12 protein-coding genes and 2 pseudogenes are annotated in these 18,882 nt (G+C 63.2%); 10 read left to right on the plus strand and 4 right to left on the minus strand.

The annotated features are described in order from the left end of the window. Nucleotides 1-8 precede the first annotated feature (8 nt). Nucleotides 9-1,348 (plus strand): annotated as a pseudogene (locus A2G06_06585) (peptidase). 104 nt (nt 1,349-1,452) lie between these two features. Here the strand turns inward: A2G06_06585 and A2G06_06590 are convergent. The 4 genes from A2G06_06590 to A2G06_06605 all read right to left on the minus strand — a co-directional run bounded on the left by A2G06_06590 (nt 1,453) and on the right by A2G06_06605 (nt 4,902). Beyond that, nucleotides 1,453-1,959, minus strand: a complete 507-nt coding sequence (locus tag A2G06_06590) for a chemotaxis protein CheX (protein ANA40035.1) — start codon at nt 1,957-1,959, stop codon at nt 1,453-1,455. 94 nt (nt 1,960-2,053) lie between these two features. Then, nucleotides 2,054-3,358, minus strand: a complete 1,305-nt coding sequence (locus A2G06_06595) for a C4-dicarboxylate ABC transporter permease (protein ID ANA40036.1) — start codon at nt 3,356-3,358, stop codon at nt 2,054-2,056. Beyond that, the gene (locus A2G06_06600) at nt 3,355-3,837 is read right to left on the minus strand and encodes a C4-dicarboxylate ABC transporter permease (GenBank protein ANA40037.1); all 483 of its coding nucleotides are present in this window, start codon (nt 3,835-3,837) and stop codon (nt 3,355-3,357) included. Before A2G06_06600 ends, A2G06_06595 begins: the two co-directional genes overlap by 4 nt. 30 nt (nt 3,838-3,867) lie before the next feature. Continuing rightward, the gene (locus A2G06_06605; GenBank protein ID ANA40038.1) at nt 3,868-4,902 is read right to left on the minus strand and encodes a C4-dicarboxylate ABC transporter substrate-binding protein; all 1,035 of its coding nucleotides are present in this window, start codon (nt 4,900-4,902) and stop codon (nt 3,868-3,870) included. A gap of 212 nt (nt 4,903-5,114) precedes the next feature. On the opposite strand from A2G06_06605, the gene A2G06_06610 reads away from it, so the two are divergent. From A2G06_06610 to A2G06_06650, 9 genes and pseudogenes are all read left to right on the plus strand, one after another. Continuing rightward, nucleotides 5,115-6,932 (plus strand): indolepyruvate oxidoreductase, encoded by a 1,818-nt coding sequence (locus A2G06_06610; protein ID ANA40039.1) that lies wholly within the window; start codon nt 5,115-5,117, stop codon nt 6,930-6,932. Continuing rightward, nucleotides 6,929-7,477, plus strand: coding sequence for an indolepyruvate oxidoreductase (locus tag A2G06_06615; protein ID ANA40040.1), 549 nt, complete (start codon nt 6,929-6,931; stop codon nt 7,475-7,477). Before A2G06_06610 ends, A2G06_06615 begins: the two co-directional genes overlap by 4 nt. A 39-nt stretch (nt 7,478-7,516) precedes the next feature. Continuing rightward, nucleotides 7,517-8,818, plus strand: coding sequence for a phenylacetate--CoA ligase (locus tag A2G06_06620; protein ANA40041.1), 1,302 nt, complete (start codon nt 7,517-7,519; stop codon nt 8,816-8,818). Between the two features lie 256 nt (nt 8,819-9,074). After that, a pseudogene (locus A2G06_06625) lies at nt 9,075-11,767 on the plus strand (preprotein translocase subunit SecA). A gap of 57 nt (nt 11,768-11,824) precedes the next feature. Beyond that, entirely contained in the window at nt 11,825-13,006 is a 1,182-nt protein-coding gene (locus A2G06_06630; GenBank protein ANA40042.1) for an ornithine acetyltransferase, read from the plus strand. A gap of 46 nt (nt 13,007-13,052) precedes the next feature. Then, nucleotides 13,053-13,460, plus strand: coding sequence for a hypothetical protein (locus A2G06_06635; protein ANA41616.1), 408 nt, complete (start codon nt 13,053-13,055; stop codon nt 13,458-13,460). Between the two features lie 134 nt (nt 13,461-13,594). Next, nucleotides 13,595-14,782 (plus strand): metal-dependent hydrolase, encoded by a 1,188-nt coding sequence (locus A2G06_06640; GenBank protein ID ANA40043.1) that lies wholly within the window; start codon nt 13,595-13,597, stop codon nt 14,780-14,782. A gap of 117 nt (nt 14,783-14,899) precedes the next feature. Further along, nucleotides 14,900-16,114, plus strand: a complete 1,215-nt coding sequence (locus A2G06_06645) for a hypothetical protein (protein ANA40044.1) — start codon at nt 14,900-14,902, stop codon at nt 16,112-16,114. Between the two features lie 103 nt (nt 16,115-16,217). Then, on the plus strand, nt 16,218-18,881 hold the full coding sequence (locus A2G06_06650) for a valine--tRNA ligase (GenBank protein ID ANA40045.1): 2,664 nt from the start codon (nt 16,218-16,220) through the stop codon (nt 18,879-18,881). Nucleotide 18,882 lies beyond the last annotated feature (1 nt).

Consider the following 18,882-nt stretch of genomic DNA (forward strand, 5'->3'; position numbering starts at 1 on the left):
AGGTTGCCATGGATACCGCCGGCATGATCAGCGCCGTTCAAGACCTACTCGCCAGCCGTTCCCTGGACGGGTGGGAAATAACCGCCGCAGCGTCGCGCATTCTCTCCATCGAGGTAAAGGAGCAAAAGGTCGATACGTTCAAGTGTTCCGCCCCGCTGGGAGTGAGCGTGCGCGTGCTGAAGAACGGCGGCATGGGGTTCTCCTTTTCCACGAGCATGGCGCCGGAGGACCTGGCGCGCATGGTGGACAACGCCCTGGTGGGTGCCGAAAGCCAGACCCCTGACCCGGACCACGGTTTCCCCGACCCGCCGGCGGCATATCCCGATGTTCCTGGACTGTTCGACGACGGGCTTGCGACCGTGGCCGAGGAGGCAAAGATCGCCGTCGCGCTGGACCTCGAGCGGCTTACCCTGGCGGCCGACCCGCGGGTGCGGAAGGTGCGGAAAGCCACCTACGGCGATTCCATGGTGGAAACCATGGTGGTCAATTCCCGGGGCGTCAGCGGCCGCTACCGGGGAACATCGGTGTCAGCCAGCGTGACGGCCGTTGCCGAGGAAAACGGCCAGTCTCAGATGGGATGGGATTTCGATTTCTCGTCCCGCTTCGGCGGCATCTCGGTGGAGCGGATCGTTGCCGGTGCCGTTGCCAAGCGACCGGGCTCCTGGGCGCCGCCACGGTGCCGACCATGCGCTGTCCCGCAGTGCTCGACACCTACGTGGCCACCGAGATTCTCGAAGTGCTGGCGCCGGCGTTTCTGGCCGAGAACGTCCAAAAGGGCAAGTCGCTCCTGGCCGGCAAGCGGGGCGAGATGATCGTTGCACCGCTGCTCACCATCCGGGACGACGGTACCCTGCCCGGTGGCATGGGAACCGCTCCCTTCGATGCGGAGGGAGTGCCCAAGCGGAATACGGTCCTGGTGGAAAGCGGGCGCCTCGTCGGCTACCTCTACGATACGCTCCGGGCGCGCAAGGAAGGGGTCGCCTCCACCGGAAACGCCATTCGCAGCGGCATCAAATCGCCGCCGCACATGGGGGTATCCAATCTCTTCATCGAGAACGGCACCGAATCTCCCGAAGCGCTCCTGGCGGGAATCCCGCGGGGGGTGCTGCTGACCGAGGTGATGGGGATGCATACCGCCAATACCATTTCGGGCGATTTCTCCGTGGGCGCGGCCGGCTTCCTGGTGGAGGACGGGCGCGTTGTCCGGCCGGTGAAGGGGATCGCCATCGCGGGCAACATTCTGGAGCTGTTCAGGGGGGTCGAGGCGGTGGGAAATGACCTGCGCTTCTACGGTACCGTGGGCTCGCCGTCGTTGCGGATTGCCGCCCTGGACGTGAGCGGGGAGTAAGTCCGGCCGCGCCGCATCGTTTTTCGCGTATCCGACAAAAACAGCCGCCCGGCATGACCGGTGCGGCTGTTTTTGTCTGTGGTGCGTACGGTTTGGTTTCGCTGTTACATGTACACCATGACCCGGAGGGCGAACTTGCCGTCCAGGCTCATGAAGGGGATGGTAACCCCCTTGCACTGGACATTCATGCTGGAGCTGCCGCCCGACTGATCCTGCGACGACCCCTCGGCAACGGTGCGCAGCATGCCGGATACGATGAGGGGGAGCCCCAGGGCCACGTTGCCGTACTGCTCATGATATTTGGTCTTGAACACGCCGGCGATGTTGTTGGTCAGTTCACCGATGGCATCCCTGATGGATTCCTCGTCGGGCTCGTCGATCATCAGCAGTTCCTTGGCGATCGTGACCGCTGCGGTGCTCTCTGCCGCCAGAATGATATAGCCCACCCGGTCGCCCGCAACCCCGACGATGCCGACCACGTCGGAATCGACGGGGTCAACCTTCCGCTCAACTTTTCCTGCGAATATGTCTACGCTCAGGTAGTTTTTGAAGGTGTCCTGGGTGGCGGACATGATGGTGAACATGATTTCTTCGAAGGTGATTGCAGACATGGGCGCTCCCCTTGATCAGTGGTTTCTGAGTTTTCTCATCGCCCCGCAGCCGGAAAACTTTAACAATTTTTCCGGCTGCGGGGTCACGGTTCCGTTACTTCACCAGGTCGGCCAGCACGAGCACCGTCCAGTAGGGGGACGCCATGAGGATGGCAATGGAGGCGATATAGGACGGCATGTAGTAGAGGCCGCTGCGAAAGACCGTGCCGAGGGGGATGCCCGACATGCCGGATACCACGTAGCAGCAGATGCCGATGGGGGGCATGATGGACCCCATGGTGGTCACGATGGTGATCACCTGGCCGAACCAGATGGGGTCGTAGCCCAGTTGGGTCACCAGCGGGTAGAAGATGGGGAGCGACACCAGCAGGAACGCCAGGGCGTCCATGATGCAACCGCCGATGATGTAGCAGGCCAGGATGACCCAGAGGACCATCCAGCGGGGAAGGTCCAGCGAGCTGATCCACTCGGCGGTTTCATAGGGAAGCCGCGTGATGGTCAGGAACTTGGCGAAGATGACCGCGCCGGCCACGATCATGAACACCATGCAGGAGATGCGCAGGGTGTCCACGAATGCCCCGGTCAGTTTCTGCCACGTGAGCTTTCTGCGCAGACCGCAGATCACGAGGGCCAGGAAGCAGCTCACTGCCGCCGCCTCGGTGGCGGTCACCACGCCGGTGAACAGGGCGTACATGATGATGGCGAAAAGGATTAGGATGTCAATGGCCTCGGGCAGGGCGGCGAACCGCTCCCCCCAGCCGCTTCTGGGCCCCTCGGGCCCCCAGTCCGGGTGGCGGCGGCAGATCCAGACCACGGTCAGGAGGATGAGGATCGTCAAAATGGCGCTGGGGATGACGTTGCCGAAGAAGAGCTTGCCGATGGACTGGCCCGTGTAGAGCCCGTAGACCACCAGCACGATGCTCGGGGGGATCAGGACCCCCAGGGTCGCGCCGGCAGCCACGGAGCCGGCGTTGAGCAGCGGATGGTACTTGTACTCCTTCATGGCCGGAATCGCCACGGCGCTCATGGTGGCGGCGGTGGCGGTGTTGGATCCGCTGATGGCCGAGAAGGCCGCCGATGCCAGGATCGTGGTCATGGCAAGGCCGCCGCGCTTGTGGCCGAACCACTTGTAGGTGGCGTGATAGAGGCTGTTGTTGTAGCCGGCGTAGTGGACGATTTCCCCCACCAATATGAATAAGGGGATGACCGTGAGGCCGTAGTTGGAAAAGCTGCCCCAGAGCTCGCTGCCGAGCATGGCCAGGGCCGCGTCCCAGGTGGTGACCGTGGCGATGCCGAGAAAACCGACCATCATGAGGGTGAAGGCGGCGGGAATCCGCAGCACGAACAGCATGAAAAACATGGCACAGATGCCGTAGACGCCGACAATGGGACCGCTCACTCCTCACTCTCCTTACCGCGCAATACCGTTTTTATACAATCAATGAACGACACCCCGGCCAGCACGCCGAAACCGGCAGCCACCACGTAGACAAAGGGGTAGTAGGTCAGCTTCAGCGTCTCGGACAACTCTCCCGACAGGCGTAGCTTGTCGCCCCAGACCCACACCTGCCAGGCGGCGATGCCGAACAGCCCGCAGGTGACGGCATGGTTCACCGCGTCGAGCAGCCGCTTGACCGGCGCCGGAAAGCGCTCCGACAGGATGTCGACCACGATGTGGTCCTTGCGGCGCTGGGTGTGCCCCAGGGCACCGGCAATGACGATGGCGCCCAGGAACGAGACGATCTCGTAGGTACCGGCAAAGGGGGCCCGGCCGATCCGGGACGCCACGTTGCCGGTGGCCAGCAGCACGAGCGCCAGGAGCGCCACACCGCCGACGACCATGAATGCCTTGGAGATGATGCCGAATACACGTTCCATGATTACGTCCGGTCCCTGATCCCCGCGTTCCTACCGCGTTTTCTTCGCCGGTGTCTCGTACTTCTTCCGGAAGGCCTGGACATCCGCCACGATCTGCTTGCCGTTCAGCCCCTGGGCGCTCACCTTTTTGACATAGTCATCCACCATGGGGGAGAGGAGCGCGTTGATCTGTTTCTGGTCGGCGGCCGGCAGGGTGAACACCTGGTGCTGGTAGCCCTTCTTCGCCCAGGCGAGAGATTCCTGCACGTGGCGGTCGGCGTACTCGCCGGTCCATGCGGCCTGATCGCGGGAAAGACCGTCCAGGGCCTTCTTGACGTCGGCGGGGAGCGAATTCCACTTGGACTTGTTCATGACCACCGCAAAGGAAACCACCGGCAGGTTGGCGATGGTCGCGTAGGGAGTGTAGCTGGCGAACTTGAGATCCTGGAGAATTTCAAGGGAAGAGATCATCCCCTTGACGATTCCCTTCTGGATGGCTTCGGGGGTCTCCGATTGGGGCATGGCCACCGGCACCGCCCCCAGGCGCTTGGCCACTTCGGCGCTTGTGCCGGCCACGCGGAGTTCCATCCCCTTCAGGTCGGCCAGGCGTCGTACCGGTGCCTTGGTCATGAAGTTGGTGGGAGGGCAGGTGAAGACCGTCAGTACTTTTACCTTTTCAAACTCTCTGGGCTTGTACTTTTCGATCAGGTCGTAGAGAACCAGGCTTGCCACCCTGGCGCTCGTGAAGCCCAGGGGAAGGTCCACCGCTTCGGACACGGGGAAGCGCCCCGGCTGGTAACTCATGGCGAAGTTGCCGATGTCGGCGATGCCGGAGGTAACCCCCTCGAACATGTTCTTGGCGTTGAGGAGCGTGCCGCCGGGGAAGGTCTTCACCTTCACCCTGCCGCCGGTCCGCTTTTCCACTTCCTTGGCCCAGCGCTCCATCTGGACGCCGGGGAAGGTGGCCGCGGGCGGGAAGTTGGCGTAGGTGAGGGTGATGGCCGACTGGGCGCGGGCCGTGCCGGCTGCGGGGGCGAGCGATGCCAACAGCAGCGCGAGGAGCATGAACAGGGTGAACCGTTTCATTGGGGGACCTCCCGGGCGTGATTGGGTTTCATGATATCGAACATGAATTTAATTAATGCGGCATGGAGGGATTGCTTTTGTATAAAGAAATATCCCCGGAAATTCAAGCCGATTCTCGGCGCAAACGCCCCATTCGTCGAGAATTTCGGTTGACAAAAAAGGGCCGACCACGGAAAATCTAATGATTTTTCCAACGGAAGGAGCCCTTTTCGGTGAGTGAACGGAAGCTGTTGCTTGGCAACGATGCCATGGCCCACGGCCTTGTGGAGAGCGGATGCAGTGTCGTTGCCTCGTATCCCGGCACGCCCGCCTCGGAGATCCTCTCCGGCGTGGCTCTCTGGCGGGAGCGCTACGGCGTGCCCATGCACGTGGAGTGGGCCGTTAATGAGAAGGTGGCCTTCGAGATTGCCTACGCCGCCGCCCAGTCCGGTTTGCGGGCAGCCACGGCCATGAAGCAGGTGGGGCTCAATGTTGCCTCCGATCCGTTCATGAGTGCCGCCTACCTGGGAGTCACCGGCGGTTTCGTGGTCATCTCCGCCGACGACCCGGGGCCCCACTCGTCCCAGACCGAGCAGGACAGCCGCCTGACGGCCATGTCCGCCAAGGTGCCCGTTCTTGACCCCGATTCCCCCAACCAGGCCCGGGAGCTCATCGCCGCCGGGTTCGAGCTGTCCGAGGCCTTCCGGGTGCCGGTCATGCTCCGGCCCACTACCCGCGTCTGCCACGCCAACCAGGACATCCTCCCCGGTCCGGTTGCTCCGTCCGAACGGACGGCCGCGTTTGTCAAGGATCCAGCCCGGTGGGCCGCTACCCCGGTCTTTCGTCACAAGCTTCACCTGAAGCTGGAGGAGAAACTGGCCGGCATTGCCGCCTGGGAGCCGACCGCCCCGCGGTTGCTCAATCCGGGGGTCTCTTCCAGGAAGGCACTGGTCGCCTCCGGCGTGGCAGCGGCCCATGCCCGCGAGGTGCTGGCAGACCTGGGGCTCAGGGACGTCCTTCCCCTCTGGCAGGTGGTGCAGCCCTATCCTCTGCACACGGCGTTCGTGGAGCGGCTTCTGGCCGACTACGACGAGATCCTGGTGCTGGAGGAGACCACCGGGGTCATGGAGTTGCAACTGGCCGACCGCCACCGGGTAAAGGGAAAGCGGTCGGGCTTTGTTCCTGAGGTGGGAGAACTGTCCCCGGAACTGGTGGAGCGTCTGGTGGCCGCTTTTGCCGGCATTCCCGCCGCACCCTCCGTTGCGCCCCCCACGGGCGGCGGACGCCGGCCGACCCTCTGCCCGGGCTGCCCCCACCGGGCCAGCTTTTATGCCATCAAGCGGGCTGCGCCCAAGGGAATCTATCCTTCCGACATCGGCTGCTACACCCTCGGCCTCAACCTGGGAGGGGTCGACACGGTCCTCTGCATGGGGGCGGCGGTCTCCCAGGCGGCCGGCTTCTACCACGCCTACAAACTTTCCGGCCAGGTGCCCGACATCGTCGCCACCATCGGCGACTCCACCTTCTTCCACGCGGGAATCCCGCCGCTCATCGACGCCGTGGTGCAGGATGCGCGGTTCGTGCTCGTGATTCTGGACAATGCCACCACCGCCATGACCGGCAACCAGCCGACCCCGGCACTGGGGTGGGGCGCCGGCGGGGTGCCCACGGCGACGGTGGATATGGAGGGGCTGGTAAAGGCATGCGGCGTGCGCTTCTGCCGGTCGGGCGAGCCGGGCAACCTTCCCGCTTTTACCGCCCTGATGAAAGAAGCGGTGGCCTTTGCCCGGACCGACGGGCTTGCCGTGGTCATTGCCCGCCAGCCCTGCGTGGTTGACCGGACCTACACCGGCGAACGGCCGCCGAAGCGCGCGGTGCGGGTAAGCGATGCCTGCAACGGGTGCCGCTTCTGCACTACCCAGTTCGAGTGCCCGGCCCTGGTCTACGACGAAGAAACGAAGCGGGTGGTTGTCGATACCCTCGTCTGTTCCAAGTGCGGCGTCTGCGTCGATGTCTGTCCGCGGTTGGCCATCGAGGAGGTGGGAAAATGACCGGGGGAGAGCAACTGATCATCAGCGGGGTGGGGGGGCAGGGAATCCTGTTCGTCACCCGCATTCTGGCCGAGACCGCCATCCGCACCGGCATGCCGGTCATGACCTCCGAAACCCACGGCATGGCCCAGCGGGGCGGGGTGGTCATCTCCCACCTGAAGGCGGGCGAATTCTCAAGTCCCCTCGTGCGCCCCGGCAGGGCCGACGGCCTGCTGGCCATGAAGGAGGAGAACATTGCGCTCCACCGGCACTTCCTCCGTCCCGGCGGGTGGATCGTGGCCAATGCCTCCCGTGTCCCGGCCGGACTTGAGGGGCACCCGGTCCATGTGATCGACGCCGACGCCCTTGCCCTGGAGATCGGCTCCCCCCAGGCGGTGAACCTGATCCTCCTCGGCTTTGCCCTGGCCCGGCTCACCGATGCCGGCCTCTTCTGCTCCACCAGCCAGGTGATTGCAACCATCGAGCACCGGCTGGGTGAAAAGGGGGCGCTCCGGGCCGCATCTCTCAAGGCCCTGCGTCTCGGCATGGAGCGGGCGGAGGCTTGATTTTCCGGTAATCCTTTCCGATGGAGGTTGTAACCCCCTATGCTGACCCGCTTTCCCGCCCACTACTCATCTCCCGCGGAACTTGAACGGCTCCAGCTCGACGGCCTGCGCTGGACCGTGAACCACGCCTGGCGCAACTCGCCCTTTTACCGCAGCCGGCTCGAAGAAGCGGGCGTGACGCCAGACGACGTCACGGGCCTCGCGGATATTGCGAAGCTTCCCTTCACCTCTGCCGACGATCTGCGCGACGGCTATCCCTTTCCCCTTCGTGCGGCCACCCATGAGCAGCTCGTCCGGATCCACTCATCCTCGGGGACGACAGGGAAGCGGAAAATCCTCTGCTACACCCAGAAAGATGTGGATGACTGGGCCGACATGTTCTGCCGTTGCTACGAGATGGCCGGGGTCACCCGTGAAGACCGGGTGCAGATCTGTGTCGGGTATGGTCTCTGGACCGCCGGAGCGGGTTTCCAGTTGGGATGCGAGCGGTACGGCGCCCTGGCAGTGCCCGTGGGGCCGGGGAATCTCGATATCCAGACCACCTTTCTGGTGGATCTTCAGTCAACGGTGGTCTGTTGCACCGCCTCCATGGGGCTGCTCCTGGCCGAAGAGGTCCAGCGGCGCGATCTGCGGGACAAGATCGCCGTGCGCAAGGTGATCCTCGGTGCCGAACGCTCCAGCGAGGCGATTCTAGCCAAGATCCGCGAATGCCTCGGTGCCGAATCGGTCCACGACATCACCGGCCTCACCGAGGTGTACGGTCCCGGCACGGGGCTTTCCTGCGGAGCGCCCGGCGCAGACGGCTCCATTCACTACTGGGCCGACTACTATCTCCTTGAAATCCTCGACCCGGAAACACTCCAGCCGGTGCAGCCAGGGGAGGTGGGGGAGATGGTCTTCACTACGCTGCGCAAGGAGGGGGCACCGCTCATCCGCTATCGCTCCCGGGACCTGACCCGCCTCGTGCCGGGCGATTGCCCCTGTGGCTGCGTTCTTCCCCGTCACGACCGGATACTCGGGCGTTCCGACGATGTGGTGATTTTCCGGGGGGTCAACATCTATCCCGGACAGATCGATGAGATTCTCGACCGGATCGATGGGCTCGGCAGTGAATTCCAAGTGGTTCTGGACCGGGGTGCCGATGGTCGCGACCACATGACCATCCGGGTGGAGCGGGCCGAAGATGCTGCGCCCACAGCGGATGCCCTCCTCTGCAAGGCGATCGTGTCGGGGGTGAAGCATTCCCTGATGGTCTCCTGCGAGGTGGACCTCCTCCCCTACGGCGAGCTCCCCCGGTCCGAGCGCAAGACCCGCCGCATGTTCGACAACCGCGCCTACTGACCCGTAACCGAACCCGTCAAGCCGGTGGAGCGGGGCGGACACCGGTGCCCAGGCGCGCGGCCGGCCAAGCCGCAGGGAACAGCCTAGGCCGCTTTTGTCAGTCCCTCGAGGCCCTGTGCGCAACGTGCCGCGCGACACAACCGTTTCATGGGCCTGGCGCTGCGCCGTACGGATTCTATTGAGCATTTCCGGCTGTTGTGCTACCGTTTCCGCTTGCGTTTGACCATTACACGATTTCCCAGGAGACCCGGTTTATATGTTTGGAGCCATCATAAAGAAGATCGTCGGCAGCAAGAACGAGCGTGAACTCAAACGCATGTGGCCGGTGGTGGAGAAAATCAACGGCCTGGAGTCCCAAGTGGCTGGCCTGACCGACGATCAGCTCAGGGAGAAGACGTTCGAGTTCAAGGAGCGGATTGCCCGGGGCGAAAGCCTCGACTCCCTCCTGCCCGAGGCCTTCGCCGTCTGCCGGGAAGGGGGCAAGCGGGCCCTCGGCATGCGCCACTTCGACGTGCAGCTCATCGGCGGCATGGTGCTCCACCAGGGGAAAATCGCCGAGATGAAGACCGGCGAGGGAAAGACCCTGGTGGCGACCTTGCCGGCATACCTGAACGCCCTCACCGGCCGCGGGGTCCACGTGGTCACGGTCAACGACTATCTGGCCCGGCGGGACTCCGAGTGGATGGGACGCCTCTACCGCTTCCTGGGACTCACCGTGGGGGTCATCGTCCACGGCATCGATGACGAGGAGCGTCGCGCCGCCTATGCCGCGGACATCACCTACGGCACCAACAACGAGTTCGGCTTCGATTACCTGCGGGACAACATGAAGTTCGCCCTGGAGGATTACGTTCAGCGTCCCTTCTACTTCTCGATCGTGGACGAGGTGGACTCCATCCTCATCGACGAGGCCCGGACGCCCCTCATCATCTCCGGACCCACCGAGGATTCCACCGACAAGTACTACATCATCGACCGGATCATCCCTCACCTGAAAAAGGGGGAGGCCAAGGAGGTGGAGGCAAACACCCTGTCGGGCAAGCGCAAGGTCTACACCGGCGACTACACGGTCGACGAAAAGGCCCGCTCATCCTCGCTCACCGAGGAGGGGGTCGCCAGGGTCGAGAAACTGCTCAAGATCGACAACCTCTACGACCCGAACCACATGGAGATCCTCCACCATGTGAACCAGGCGCTCCGAGCCCATGCCCTGTTCCGGCGCGACGTGGACTATGTGGTCAAGGACGGTGAGGTCATCATCGTCGACGAGTTCACCGGCCGTCTCATGCCGGGCCGCCGCTGGTCCGACGGGCTCCACCAGGCCATCGAGGCCAAGGAAGGGGTGGAGATCGAGAACGAGAACCAGACGCTCGCCACCATCACCTTTCAGAACTATTTCCGCATGTACGAGAAGCTCTCCGGCATGACCGGCACCGCCGACACGGAAGCCGAAGAGTTCCACAAGATCTACAAGCTGGAAGTGACGGTCATCCCCACCAACCGGCCCTTGCTGCGCCCTGACTTCCCGGACGTCATCTACAAGACCGAGCAGGAGAAATTCAATGCCGTCATAGATGAAGTCAGGGGGTGCCATGAGAAGGGGCAGCCCACCCTGGTGGGAACCATCTCCATTGAAAAATCCGAGGTGCTGGCGGAGATGCTCAGGAAGCAGGGGGTTCCCCACAACGTGCTCAACGCCAAGCAGCACGAACGGGAGGCCGAGATCGTGGCCCAGGCCGGCCGCAAGGGGATGGTGACCATCGCCACCAACATGGCGGGCCGCGGTACCGACATCCTGCTGGGCGGCAACCCCGAAGGTCTTGCCAAGCAGTGGCGCCGGGCCAATCCCGATGCCCCCGAGGAAGAGTACGAGAAGGTGCTGGCCGAGTACCGCGACCTCTGTGCCCGCGAGCACGATGAAGTGGTGGCCCTGGGCGGTCTCCACATCATCGGCACCGAGCGCCACGAGTCCCGGCGGATCGACAACCAGCTCCGGGGCCGGTCGGGCCGCCAGGGGGACCCGGGCTCATCCCGTTTCTATCTTTCTCTCCAGGACGACCTCCTGCGAATTTTCGGTTCCGAGCGGGTCTCCAAGATCATGGACTTCCTCAAGATCGAAGAGGGGGAGGCCATTACCCACGGCATGATCACCAAGCCATCGAGAATGCCCAGAAAAAGGTGGAGGCCCACAACTTCGAGATCAGGAAACATCTGATCGAGTACGACGATGTCATGAACAAGCAGCGCGAGGTGATCTATACCCAGCGCCGCGAGATTCTGGCCGGCCAGGACATCCGCCGCCACTTCGCCCAGATGATGGACGACACCATCGAGGAAATCTCCTCCTTTGCCATAGAAAAGGTGTCGGCCCATGAATGGGACTGGCAGTCCATCGGCGAAGGGATTCTGAAGACCTACGGCTTCCAGATCGACATCCCGCCTCAGACCATGGACCGGCTCTCCCCCGAGAGCTTCCGCACCCTGCTCAAGGAGAAGGTCCACGAGGCCTTCGATGCCAAGGTGGCTGCCGTCGGCGACGAACTCATGGATCACCTCATCAAGGTGATCATGCTCCAGACCATCGATGCCCAGTGGAAAGACCATCTCCTCTCCATCGACCACCTCAAGGAAGGGATCGGGCTCCGTGGCTACGGTCAGAAGGATCCGAAGCAGGAGTACAAGAAGGAAGCCTACCAGCTCTTTATGGACATGATGGCCCGCATCGCCGCCGAGACCGTGGAAAAGATCTTCTGGGTCCAGATTGCCCACGAGGAAGACGTGGAGCGAATGGAAGAGGAGCAGCAGAAGCAGGCCCGGAAAAGGATGGTCTTCAACCTGGTCGATGAGGAAGAGACCTCGGAGCCGTCCAAGTCCAAGAAGCTTGCCGGGCGCAACGAGCCCTGCCCCTGCGGTAGCGGCAAGAAGTACAAGAAATGCTGCGGAAAATGAGATAGTCTATGAAAGCGCCGGTTTCTCGGGTAGTGGCGCTTTCCTGAGGTTTCAGCTATGAACGTCAAGGGATTTCGGTTCTCGGCCGTGGAAGCGGCCATCAAGAAGCCGGGCCGCCTGGATCTGGCCCTCATCTGCTCTGATGCGCCGGCTGCGGTGGCCGCGGTTTACACCACCAACAAGGTGAAGGCCGCGCCGGTGCTTCTGGACATGGAACGGACCACGAGCGGCACCTGCCGCGCAGTGGTGGTCAACAGCGGCAACGCCAATGCCTGCACCGGAGACCGGGGGATGGAGGATGCGCGGGAAACCGCACGCCTCGTGGCCGAGCGGATCGGTGCGCCGGAGCATGAGGTGCTCGTTTCCTCCACCGGCGTGATCGGCGTACCGCTCCCCATGGAGCGGGTCAGGGGAGGGATTCCCCCCCTTGTGGAGGGACTCGGCTCGGCCACCCTCGATCAGATCGCCGCGGCCATCATGACCACCGACACCTTCCCGAAACTGGAGGAGCGTACCGGGGCCGCGGGCGGTGTCGGGTACACCATCGCCGGTATCGCCAAGGGCGCCGGCATGATCATGCCGAACATGGCTACCATGCTCGCCTTTATCGTTACCGATGCCGCAGTTGACCCCCAGTGGCTCGACCGTATCTTCCGCCGCGCCAACGATACATCCTTCAATGCCATAACCGTGGACGGCGACATGTCCACCAACGATACCGCCATCATCATGGCCAACGGAGCAGCCGGCACCCCGGTCCTGTCCGAGGGGAGCGAGGGCGCCGCGGAATTTGCGGCTCTTCTGGAGGAGGTGCTCCTCTCCCTGGCCAAGCTGATCGTCAAGGACGGTGAAGGTGCCACCAAGTTCGTGGAAGTGACCGTGAAGGGCGCCCGCTCCGATGCCGACGCCAAGCGGGCCGCCATGGCCGTTGCCAATTCATGCCTGGTGAAGACCGCTTTTTTCGGGCAGGATGCCAACTGGGGGCGGATTTTCGCGGCAGTGGGCTACTCCGGCGCGGACGTGGCGCCGGACCGTGCCGAACTGTTTTTCGACGATGTCAGGATGGTGCAGGGCGGTGTTTTCGCCGGAGGCGACGCCGAGGCGCGGGGCACCGGGGTATTGCGCAAGAAGGAGTTTACCGTTACCGTCGACCTGCATCTGGGCGACGGACGGGCAACGGTCTACACCTCGGACCTGTCCTACGACTACGTCAAGATCAACGCCGATTACCGTACCTGAGGAACAGAGAGGTGTCGAACAACACCAAGAACAGGAGGGGGAGGTGGTGCGGATGCTGAGACTGGTCGTCCTGCTCGTCACGCTGGTTGTGTGCGGCATGGTCATCGGCTCGCCCGTTCGGGCGGCCGACCTCAAGATCACCGAAATGGCGGTAACCACCAAGATTTCCCGCAACAACCCCATTGATGCGGTTCGTCGGATCTCGCACCGGTCGGTGAAAGCCCTCTACTGCTTTACCCGCATAGTCAACCCCGGCGCCCAGGAAACGGTCATCCGCCATGTCTGGTACAAGGACGGCGCCATGGCCGGCGAGCAGGAGCTTGCGGTCAAGGGTGCGAAATGGCGCACCTGGAGCAAGAAGCCCGTGGACGCCGAATCGGTTGGCACCTGGCGCGTCGAGGCGGTGGATTCGGCCGGGAAGGTTCTCAAAACAGTGGAATTCAAGGTACACTGATGGGGAGACGCGGTCTCCCCTTTTTTCTGGTCCCATAGCCACGGCTTGAATTTTGCTTGTGTCGGTGGTTAGGGCCCGTGCCCTCCAGCGGTTCAAAGCCGTTCATGTTCGTTGCAGAGTGACGGTATTTCTTCATGGTGTTCCGAAAGATACTCGCCATAGCCCTGATCCTTTTCGGCTCGCTGACGGTTTGTGCCGGCGATTCGCCGTCCGCGCCGCCAGCGGGTGGGGAAGCCATCGGGCGGTTGATGGAAAGGGCCATGCACGACGGGCTGGTGGCGGGCGGGATCGTGCTGGTGGGGAACCGCCACGGTGCGGTCTACGAGCACGTCTTCGGCAAGCAGTCGTCCCTGCCCGATGCCCCGCCGGTAACGTCTTCGACCATCTTCGACATGGCCTCCCTCACCAAGGTCATCGCAACGACCCCGGCAGTCATGAGACTGGCGGAAGAGGGCCGGCTCTCCCTGGTCGATCCCCTGGTCCGCTGGTTCCCCGAATTTGCGGGACACGGCAAGGACGACGTCCTTGTGGTGCATCTGCTGACCCATACCTCCGGCCTCGACGACTTCTCCCTGTCCTCGGCAGACCCCCTGCAAAGCGCCATCAACGGTGTTGCCGCCCAGAAATTGAAAGGTGAGCCGGGCACCCGGTTCAGGTATGCCGATATCAACTTCATCCTGCTGGGCGAGCTGGTCCGGCGCGTTACCGGCAGTACTCTTGACCGCTATGCGGCGGATGCTTTTCTCCGCCCCCTGGGCATGAAGGACACCGCTTTCCTGCCCGGCCCCGCAATTGCGGAGCGGTGCGCCGCCACCCTGGACGGCTCGGGGGGGGCACACTTCGGCACGGTGCAGGATCCCCTGGCACGCCTCATGGGAGGCGTTGCCGGACATGCGGGCCTCTTCGGCACCGCGAGCGACCTGGCGCTCTTCTGCCGGATGCTCCTCGGCGAAGGCGAGCTCAACGGTCGGCGCGTCCTGGAACAGCGGACGGTGCGCCAGATGACGGCCCCCTACTTTTCCCGCGGGGGCAAGGTGGCGCGGGGGCTCGGATGGGACATGGCATCCCCGTTTTCGTCGCCCCGGGGAGAAGGGTTTTCCGAGGAGTCGTTCGGCCACACCGGCTACTCGGGGGGATCGATCTGGATCGACCCGCGCACGGACACTTACGTGATCTTTCTTTCGGTCCGCCTCGACCATCGGCATACCAAGGCCTTTAGTCAACTGCGGAGCGATCTGTCGACGCTGGCCTTTCGGATGCTCTTCCCGGACCTCCGGGAACTGGTGGAAACGGCATCCTACGGCCCTGTTACGACCCGGTAAATAGCTTGACACCCTCAGGTCAGTATGGTAGCGTTTCCGCGATTGTGCGCGGGTTAACCGCACTTTTCCCCATCTATCCGGGGCCCCTTTTCCGACGCTCCCCCTGAAGGAGGATCCATGGGCAACAGGCTGCTCCTCGCCGACGACAGCATCACCATTCAGAAGGTCGTGGGTATCATCTTCGCCAATGAAGATTTTGAGCTGACCGTTGTCGACAACGGGGACGCCGCACTGGAAAAAGCCCGTGAAAGCAGACCCGATGTGATGCTCATCGACGCCCTCATGCCCGGCTCGAACGGCTATGAGGTGTGCGCCGCCGTACGGCATGACCCCGCCCTGAAGAACACGCCCCTCCTGCTCATGACCGGTGCCTTCGAGCCCTTTGACGAAGAGCGGGCCCGGCAGTGCGGCGCGGATGACTTCATCTCCAAACCCTTTGAATCCCAGCAACTTGTCGACAAAGTAAAAGAGCTTCTGGCTCTGGGAAGCTCGCGCGCGGTAACGGGCGCAGGCGCTACACCGGACTTTGCCGCGGAGAGTCCTCCCGCCGCCTTCGAGGTGGAGCCGGAGCCGTTCGTTTCGCCCCCCGAGCCGTCAGCCGTATTCGAGTCGGCTTTCCCCGAGCCATTTCCGACCTTCGAATCGGAGCCCCTGGCCGAACCCGCTGGAGCGCCTGCGTCGCAGGCGGTGACGTTCGAAGCGGAGGAGGCCGCTCCTGCCGACGATCTGTGGGGAGCCTTCGAACTTGAGGAAGAAGTCGCCGGGGAGGTTGAAGTCGGCGAGATGGTGACCGGAGACGAGGCAATGACAGAGGTGTTCGATGCCGCTGCCTTTGCCGCAACGCCTGCCGCCTCTGCCGATTCAGGCACGTTCGGCGTGCCTGTTGAAGAATTCACCTTCACGGAAGAACCCGCGTCCGGCGCAGTCGAGGAGACGATAAGCTTCGGCGCGGTGGCCGAACCCGAGTCCTTTACCTTCGAGCCGGAGCCGACGACCGGTGCCCCGGCTGCCGAGGCCTTTGCCGGAGAACCGGTGACAGGCTTTGAATTCGGCGGGGCTGCCGTGCCGGCACAGTTTGTCGTGGAACAGCAGTTCGCCCCTGAGGAAGAATATGTCCCCGCAGCCGCTCCGGCTGCCTCCACGGTGGCGGTGCCGGCTGTTGAGCCGGTTGCTCCGGGCGCGGGGACCATCACCCTCTCCGAAGAACAACTGGCCGCCGCCATTTCCCGTATCTCCCGCGAAGTAATCGAGCGGATCGCCTGGGAAGTGGTGCCCGACCTGGCGGAGACGATCATCAAGGAAGAGATCCGCAAGATCAAGGAAGGACTTTAGGTCGTACTTCAGGGCCGGCCCACGGGACCGGTCCACACCGCTGAAACTGAAATGGGGATGCTTCATCCCCATTTTCATTTTGAAAAGGGAAGAGGTTAATCGAATGGCAGAAAAAGAACTGGCAAAGGTGTACGAGCCCACGGCCGTTGAACGGAAATGGTATGAAACCTGGGAGCAGGAAGGCTATTTCCGGGCAGACCCGGATAGCGGCAAGCCCCCCTACAGCATCGTCATCCCGCCGCCCAACGTCACCGGCGCCCTTCATATGGGGCACGCCCTGAACAATACGCTCCAGGACATCCTCTGTCGCTGGAAGCGGATGAGCGGCTACGAGGTCCTCTGGATGCCCGGCACCGACCATGCGGGCATTGCGACCCAGAACGTGGTGGAACGCCAACTGGCGGGCGAGGGGACGAGCCGCCACGAGTTGGGGCGCGAGGCATTCATCGAGCGGGTCTGGAAATGGAAGGCCGAGTCCGGCGGCCAGATCATCGGCCAGTTGAAGCGGCTCGGCGCATCCTGCGACTGGGGGCGCGAGCGCTTCACCATGGACGAAGGGCTTTCCCGCGCTGTGCGCGAGGTCTTTGTCCGTCTTTACGAGGAAGGGTTGATCTACCGGGACAACCGTCTCATCAACTGGTGTCCCCGCTGTCACACGGCCCTGTCAGACATCGAGGTGGAGCACGAGGACAAGGCGGGAAATCTCTGGCACATCCGCTATCCCGTGGTTGGCGAGCCCGGCCGCTTCGTGGTGGTGGCCACGACCCGTCCCGAAACCATGCTCGGCGATACCGCCGTGGCGGTTCACCCCGAGGATGAGCGCTATGCCGACCTCGTCGGCAAAAAGGTGCTGCTCCCCCTCGTGAACCGGGAAATACCGGTGGTGGCCGACGAGTACGTGGATCGGGAGTTTGGTACCGGCGTGGTAAAGATCACCCCGGCCCACGATTTCAACGATTTCGAGGTGGGGCGCCGTCACAATCTGGACCTGCTCAACGTCTTCGACGAATCGGCCGTGGTTAATGCCGCCGGGCACCAGTACGAGGGGATGGAGCGTTTCGCCGCCAGAAAGCGGGTGGTGGAAGACCTGGAAGCGCTGGGGCTTCTGGAGAAGATCGACGATCATGCCCACGCGGTGGGGGGCTGCTATCGCTGTAAGACGGTGGTGGAGCCGTACCTGTCCCTCCAGTGGTACGTGAAGGTCGGTCCCCTGGCCGAACGGGCCCTGGCCGCGGTGAAGGACGGGCGGACCCGGATCGTTCCCCAGCAGTGGGAGAACACCTATTACGACTGGATGGAGAATATCAAGGACTGGTGCATCTCGCGCCAGATCTGGTGGGGGCACCGGATTCCGGCCTGGTATTGCGACCACTGCGGCGAAACCACGGTGGCCAAAATCGATCCGACAGTCTGCGCCGCGTGCGGCAGCGACGAGATCCGTCAGGAAACCGACGTGCTCGACACCTGGTTCTCCTCTGCCCTGTGGCCCTTTTCGACCATGGGCTGGCCGGACCGGACGCCGGAGCTTGCGGCGTTCTATCCCACCTCGTGCCTGGTGACCGGTTTCGACATCCTCTTCTTCTGGGTGGCGCGGATGATGATGATGGGGCTTCACTTCATGGACGAGGTGCCCTTCAGCGACGTATACATCCATGCCCTGGTGCGCGATGCCCAGGGCCAGAAGATGAGCAAGTCCAAGGGAAATGTCATCGACCCCCTGGTGGTCATCGACCAGTACGGCACCGACGCCTTCCGGTTCACCCTGGCGGCCTTTGCCGCCCAAGGGCGCGACATCAAGCTGGCCGAGGAGCGGATTGCCGGCTACCGGAATTTCGTGAACAAGATCTGGAACGCCTCCCGGTTCGCCCTCATGAACCTGGAGGGGTTCGAGCCCGATACGGTGGACCCGGCGACACTCGACCTGTCCAATGCGGATCGCTGGATTCTGCATCGGCTCAACGCTGCCGCCGCCGAAACCGCCGAGGCGCTGGAGGCATACCGCTTCAACGATGCGGCCGGAACCCTCTACCGGTTCACCTGGAGCGAATTCTGCGACTGGTACATTGAGCTGGCAAAGGACGATCTCTACCGGGGCGACGACGCACGCAAGGAAACGGCGCGGTATATCCTCTGGCTCGTGCTGGAAAATCTCCTGCGGCTGCTGCATCCCTTCATGCCCTTCATTACCGAAGAGATCTGGCAAACACTGCCGGGCGCACGTCCCGCACCGAGCATCATGGTGGCCGGCTATCCGCGTCCCGCGCCCGAGCGCGACTTCCCCGAAGGCGCCGCAGAGATGGAGCTGGTCATGGAGGTGATCCGCGGCATCCGGAACATCCGGGGCGAGATGGATGTGGCTCCGTCGCGGGAGATAGCCGCCATCCTCTCCTGCGGTTCCGTTGAGAGCCTGCATCTGCTCAAACGCAACGAGGTCTACGTCATGAGTCTCGCGCGCCTCTCCGACCTGGCCATGGGGCAGGGGCTCGAACGGCCCGCCGACGCAGCGGTTCAGGTGGCCGGAGACGTGGAGATCGCGGTTCCCCTCAAAGGGCTCGTTGACGTTGAGGAAGAGGAAAAGCGTCTCCTCAAGGAGATCGGCAAGCTCGACAAGGAAATCGAGATGTTCGGCCGGAAGCTTGAGAACCCCTCCTTTGTGGAGCGGGCGCCGGCGGACGTGGTGGCCAAGGAGCGGGAAAAGCTGGCCGAGGTGACCCAGAAGAAGGATGTGCTCCTGGCCAGTCTCGAAAAAATACGAAAACTGGCCTGAA

Source organism: Geobacter anodireducens, assembly GCA_001628815.1.
GTDB classification, from domain to species: domain Bacteria; phylum Desulfobacterota; class Desulfuromonadia; order Geobacterales; family Geobacteraceae; genus Geobacter; species Geobacter anodireducens.

Coding starts and splice junctions, on each gene's coding strand:
- A2G06_06600 (ANA40037.1), bottom strand. CDS start 3,837: ATGGAACGTGTATTCGGCATCATCTCCAAGGCATTCATGGTCGTCGGC.
- A2G06_06630 (ANA40042.1), top strand. CDS start 11,825: ATGAACGTCAAGGGATTTCGGTTCTCGGCCGTGGAAGCGGCCATCAAG.
- A2G06_06640 (ANA40043.1), top strand. CDS start 13,595: ATGGTGTTCCGAAAGATACTCGCCATAGCCCTGATCCTTTTCGGCTCG.
- A2G06_06645 (ANA40044.1), top strand. CDS start 14,900: ATGGGCAACAGGCTGCTCCTCGCCGACGACAGCATCACCATTCAGAAG.
- A2G06_06590 (ANA40035.1), bottom strand. CDS start 1,959: ATGTCTGCAATCACCTTCGAAGAAATCATGTTCACCATCATGTCCGCC.
- A2G06_06620 (ANA40041.1), top strand. CDS start 7,517: ATGCTGACCCGCTTTCCCGCCCACTACTCATCTCCCGCGGAACTTGAA.
- A2G06_06605 (ANA40038.1), bottom strand. CDS start 4,902: ATGAAACGGTTCACCCTGTTCATGCTCCTCGCGCTGCTGTTGGCATCG.
- A2G06_06615 (ANA40040.1), top strand. CDS start 6,929: ATGACCGGGGGAGAGCAACTGATCATCAGCGGGGTGGGGGGGCAGGGA.
- A2G06_06650 (ANA40045.1), top strand. CDS start 16,218: ATGGCAGAAAAAGAACTGGCAAAGGTGTACGAGCCCACGGCCGTTGAA.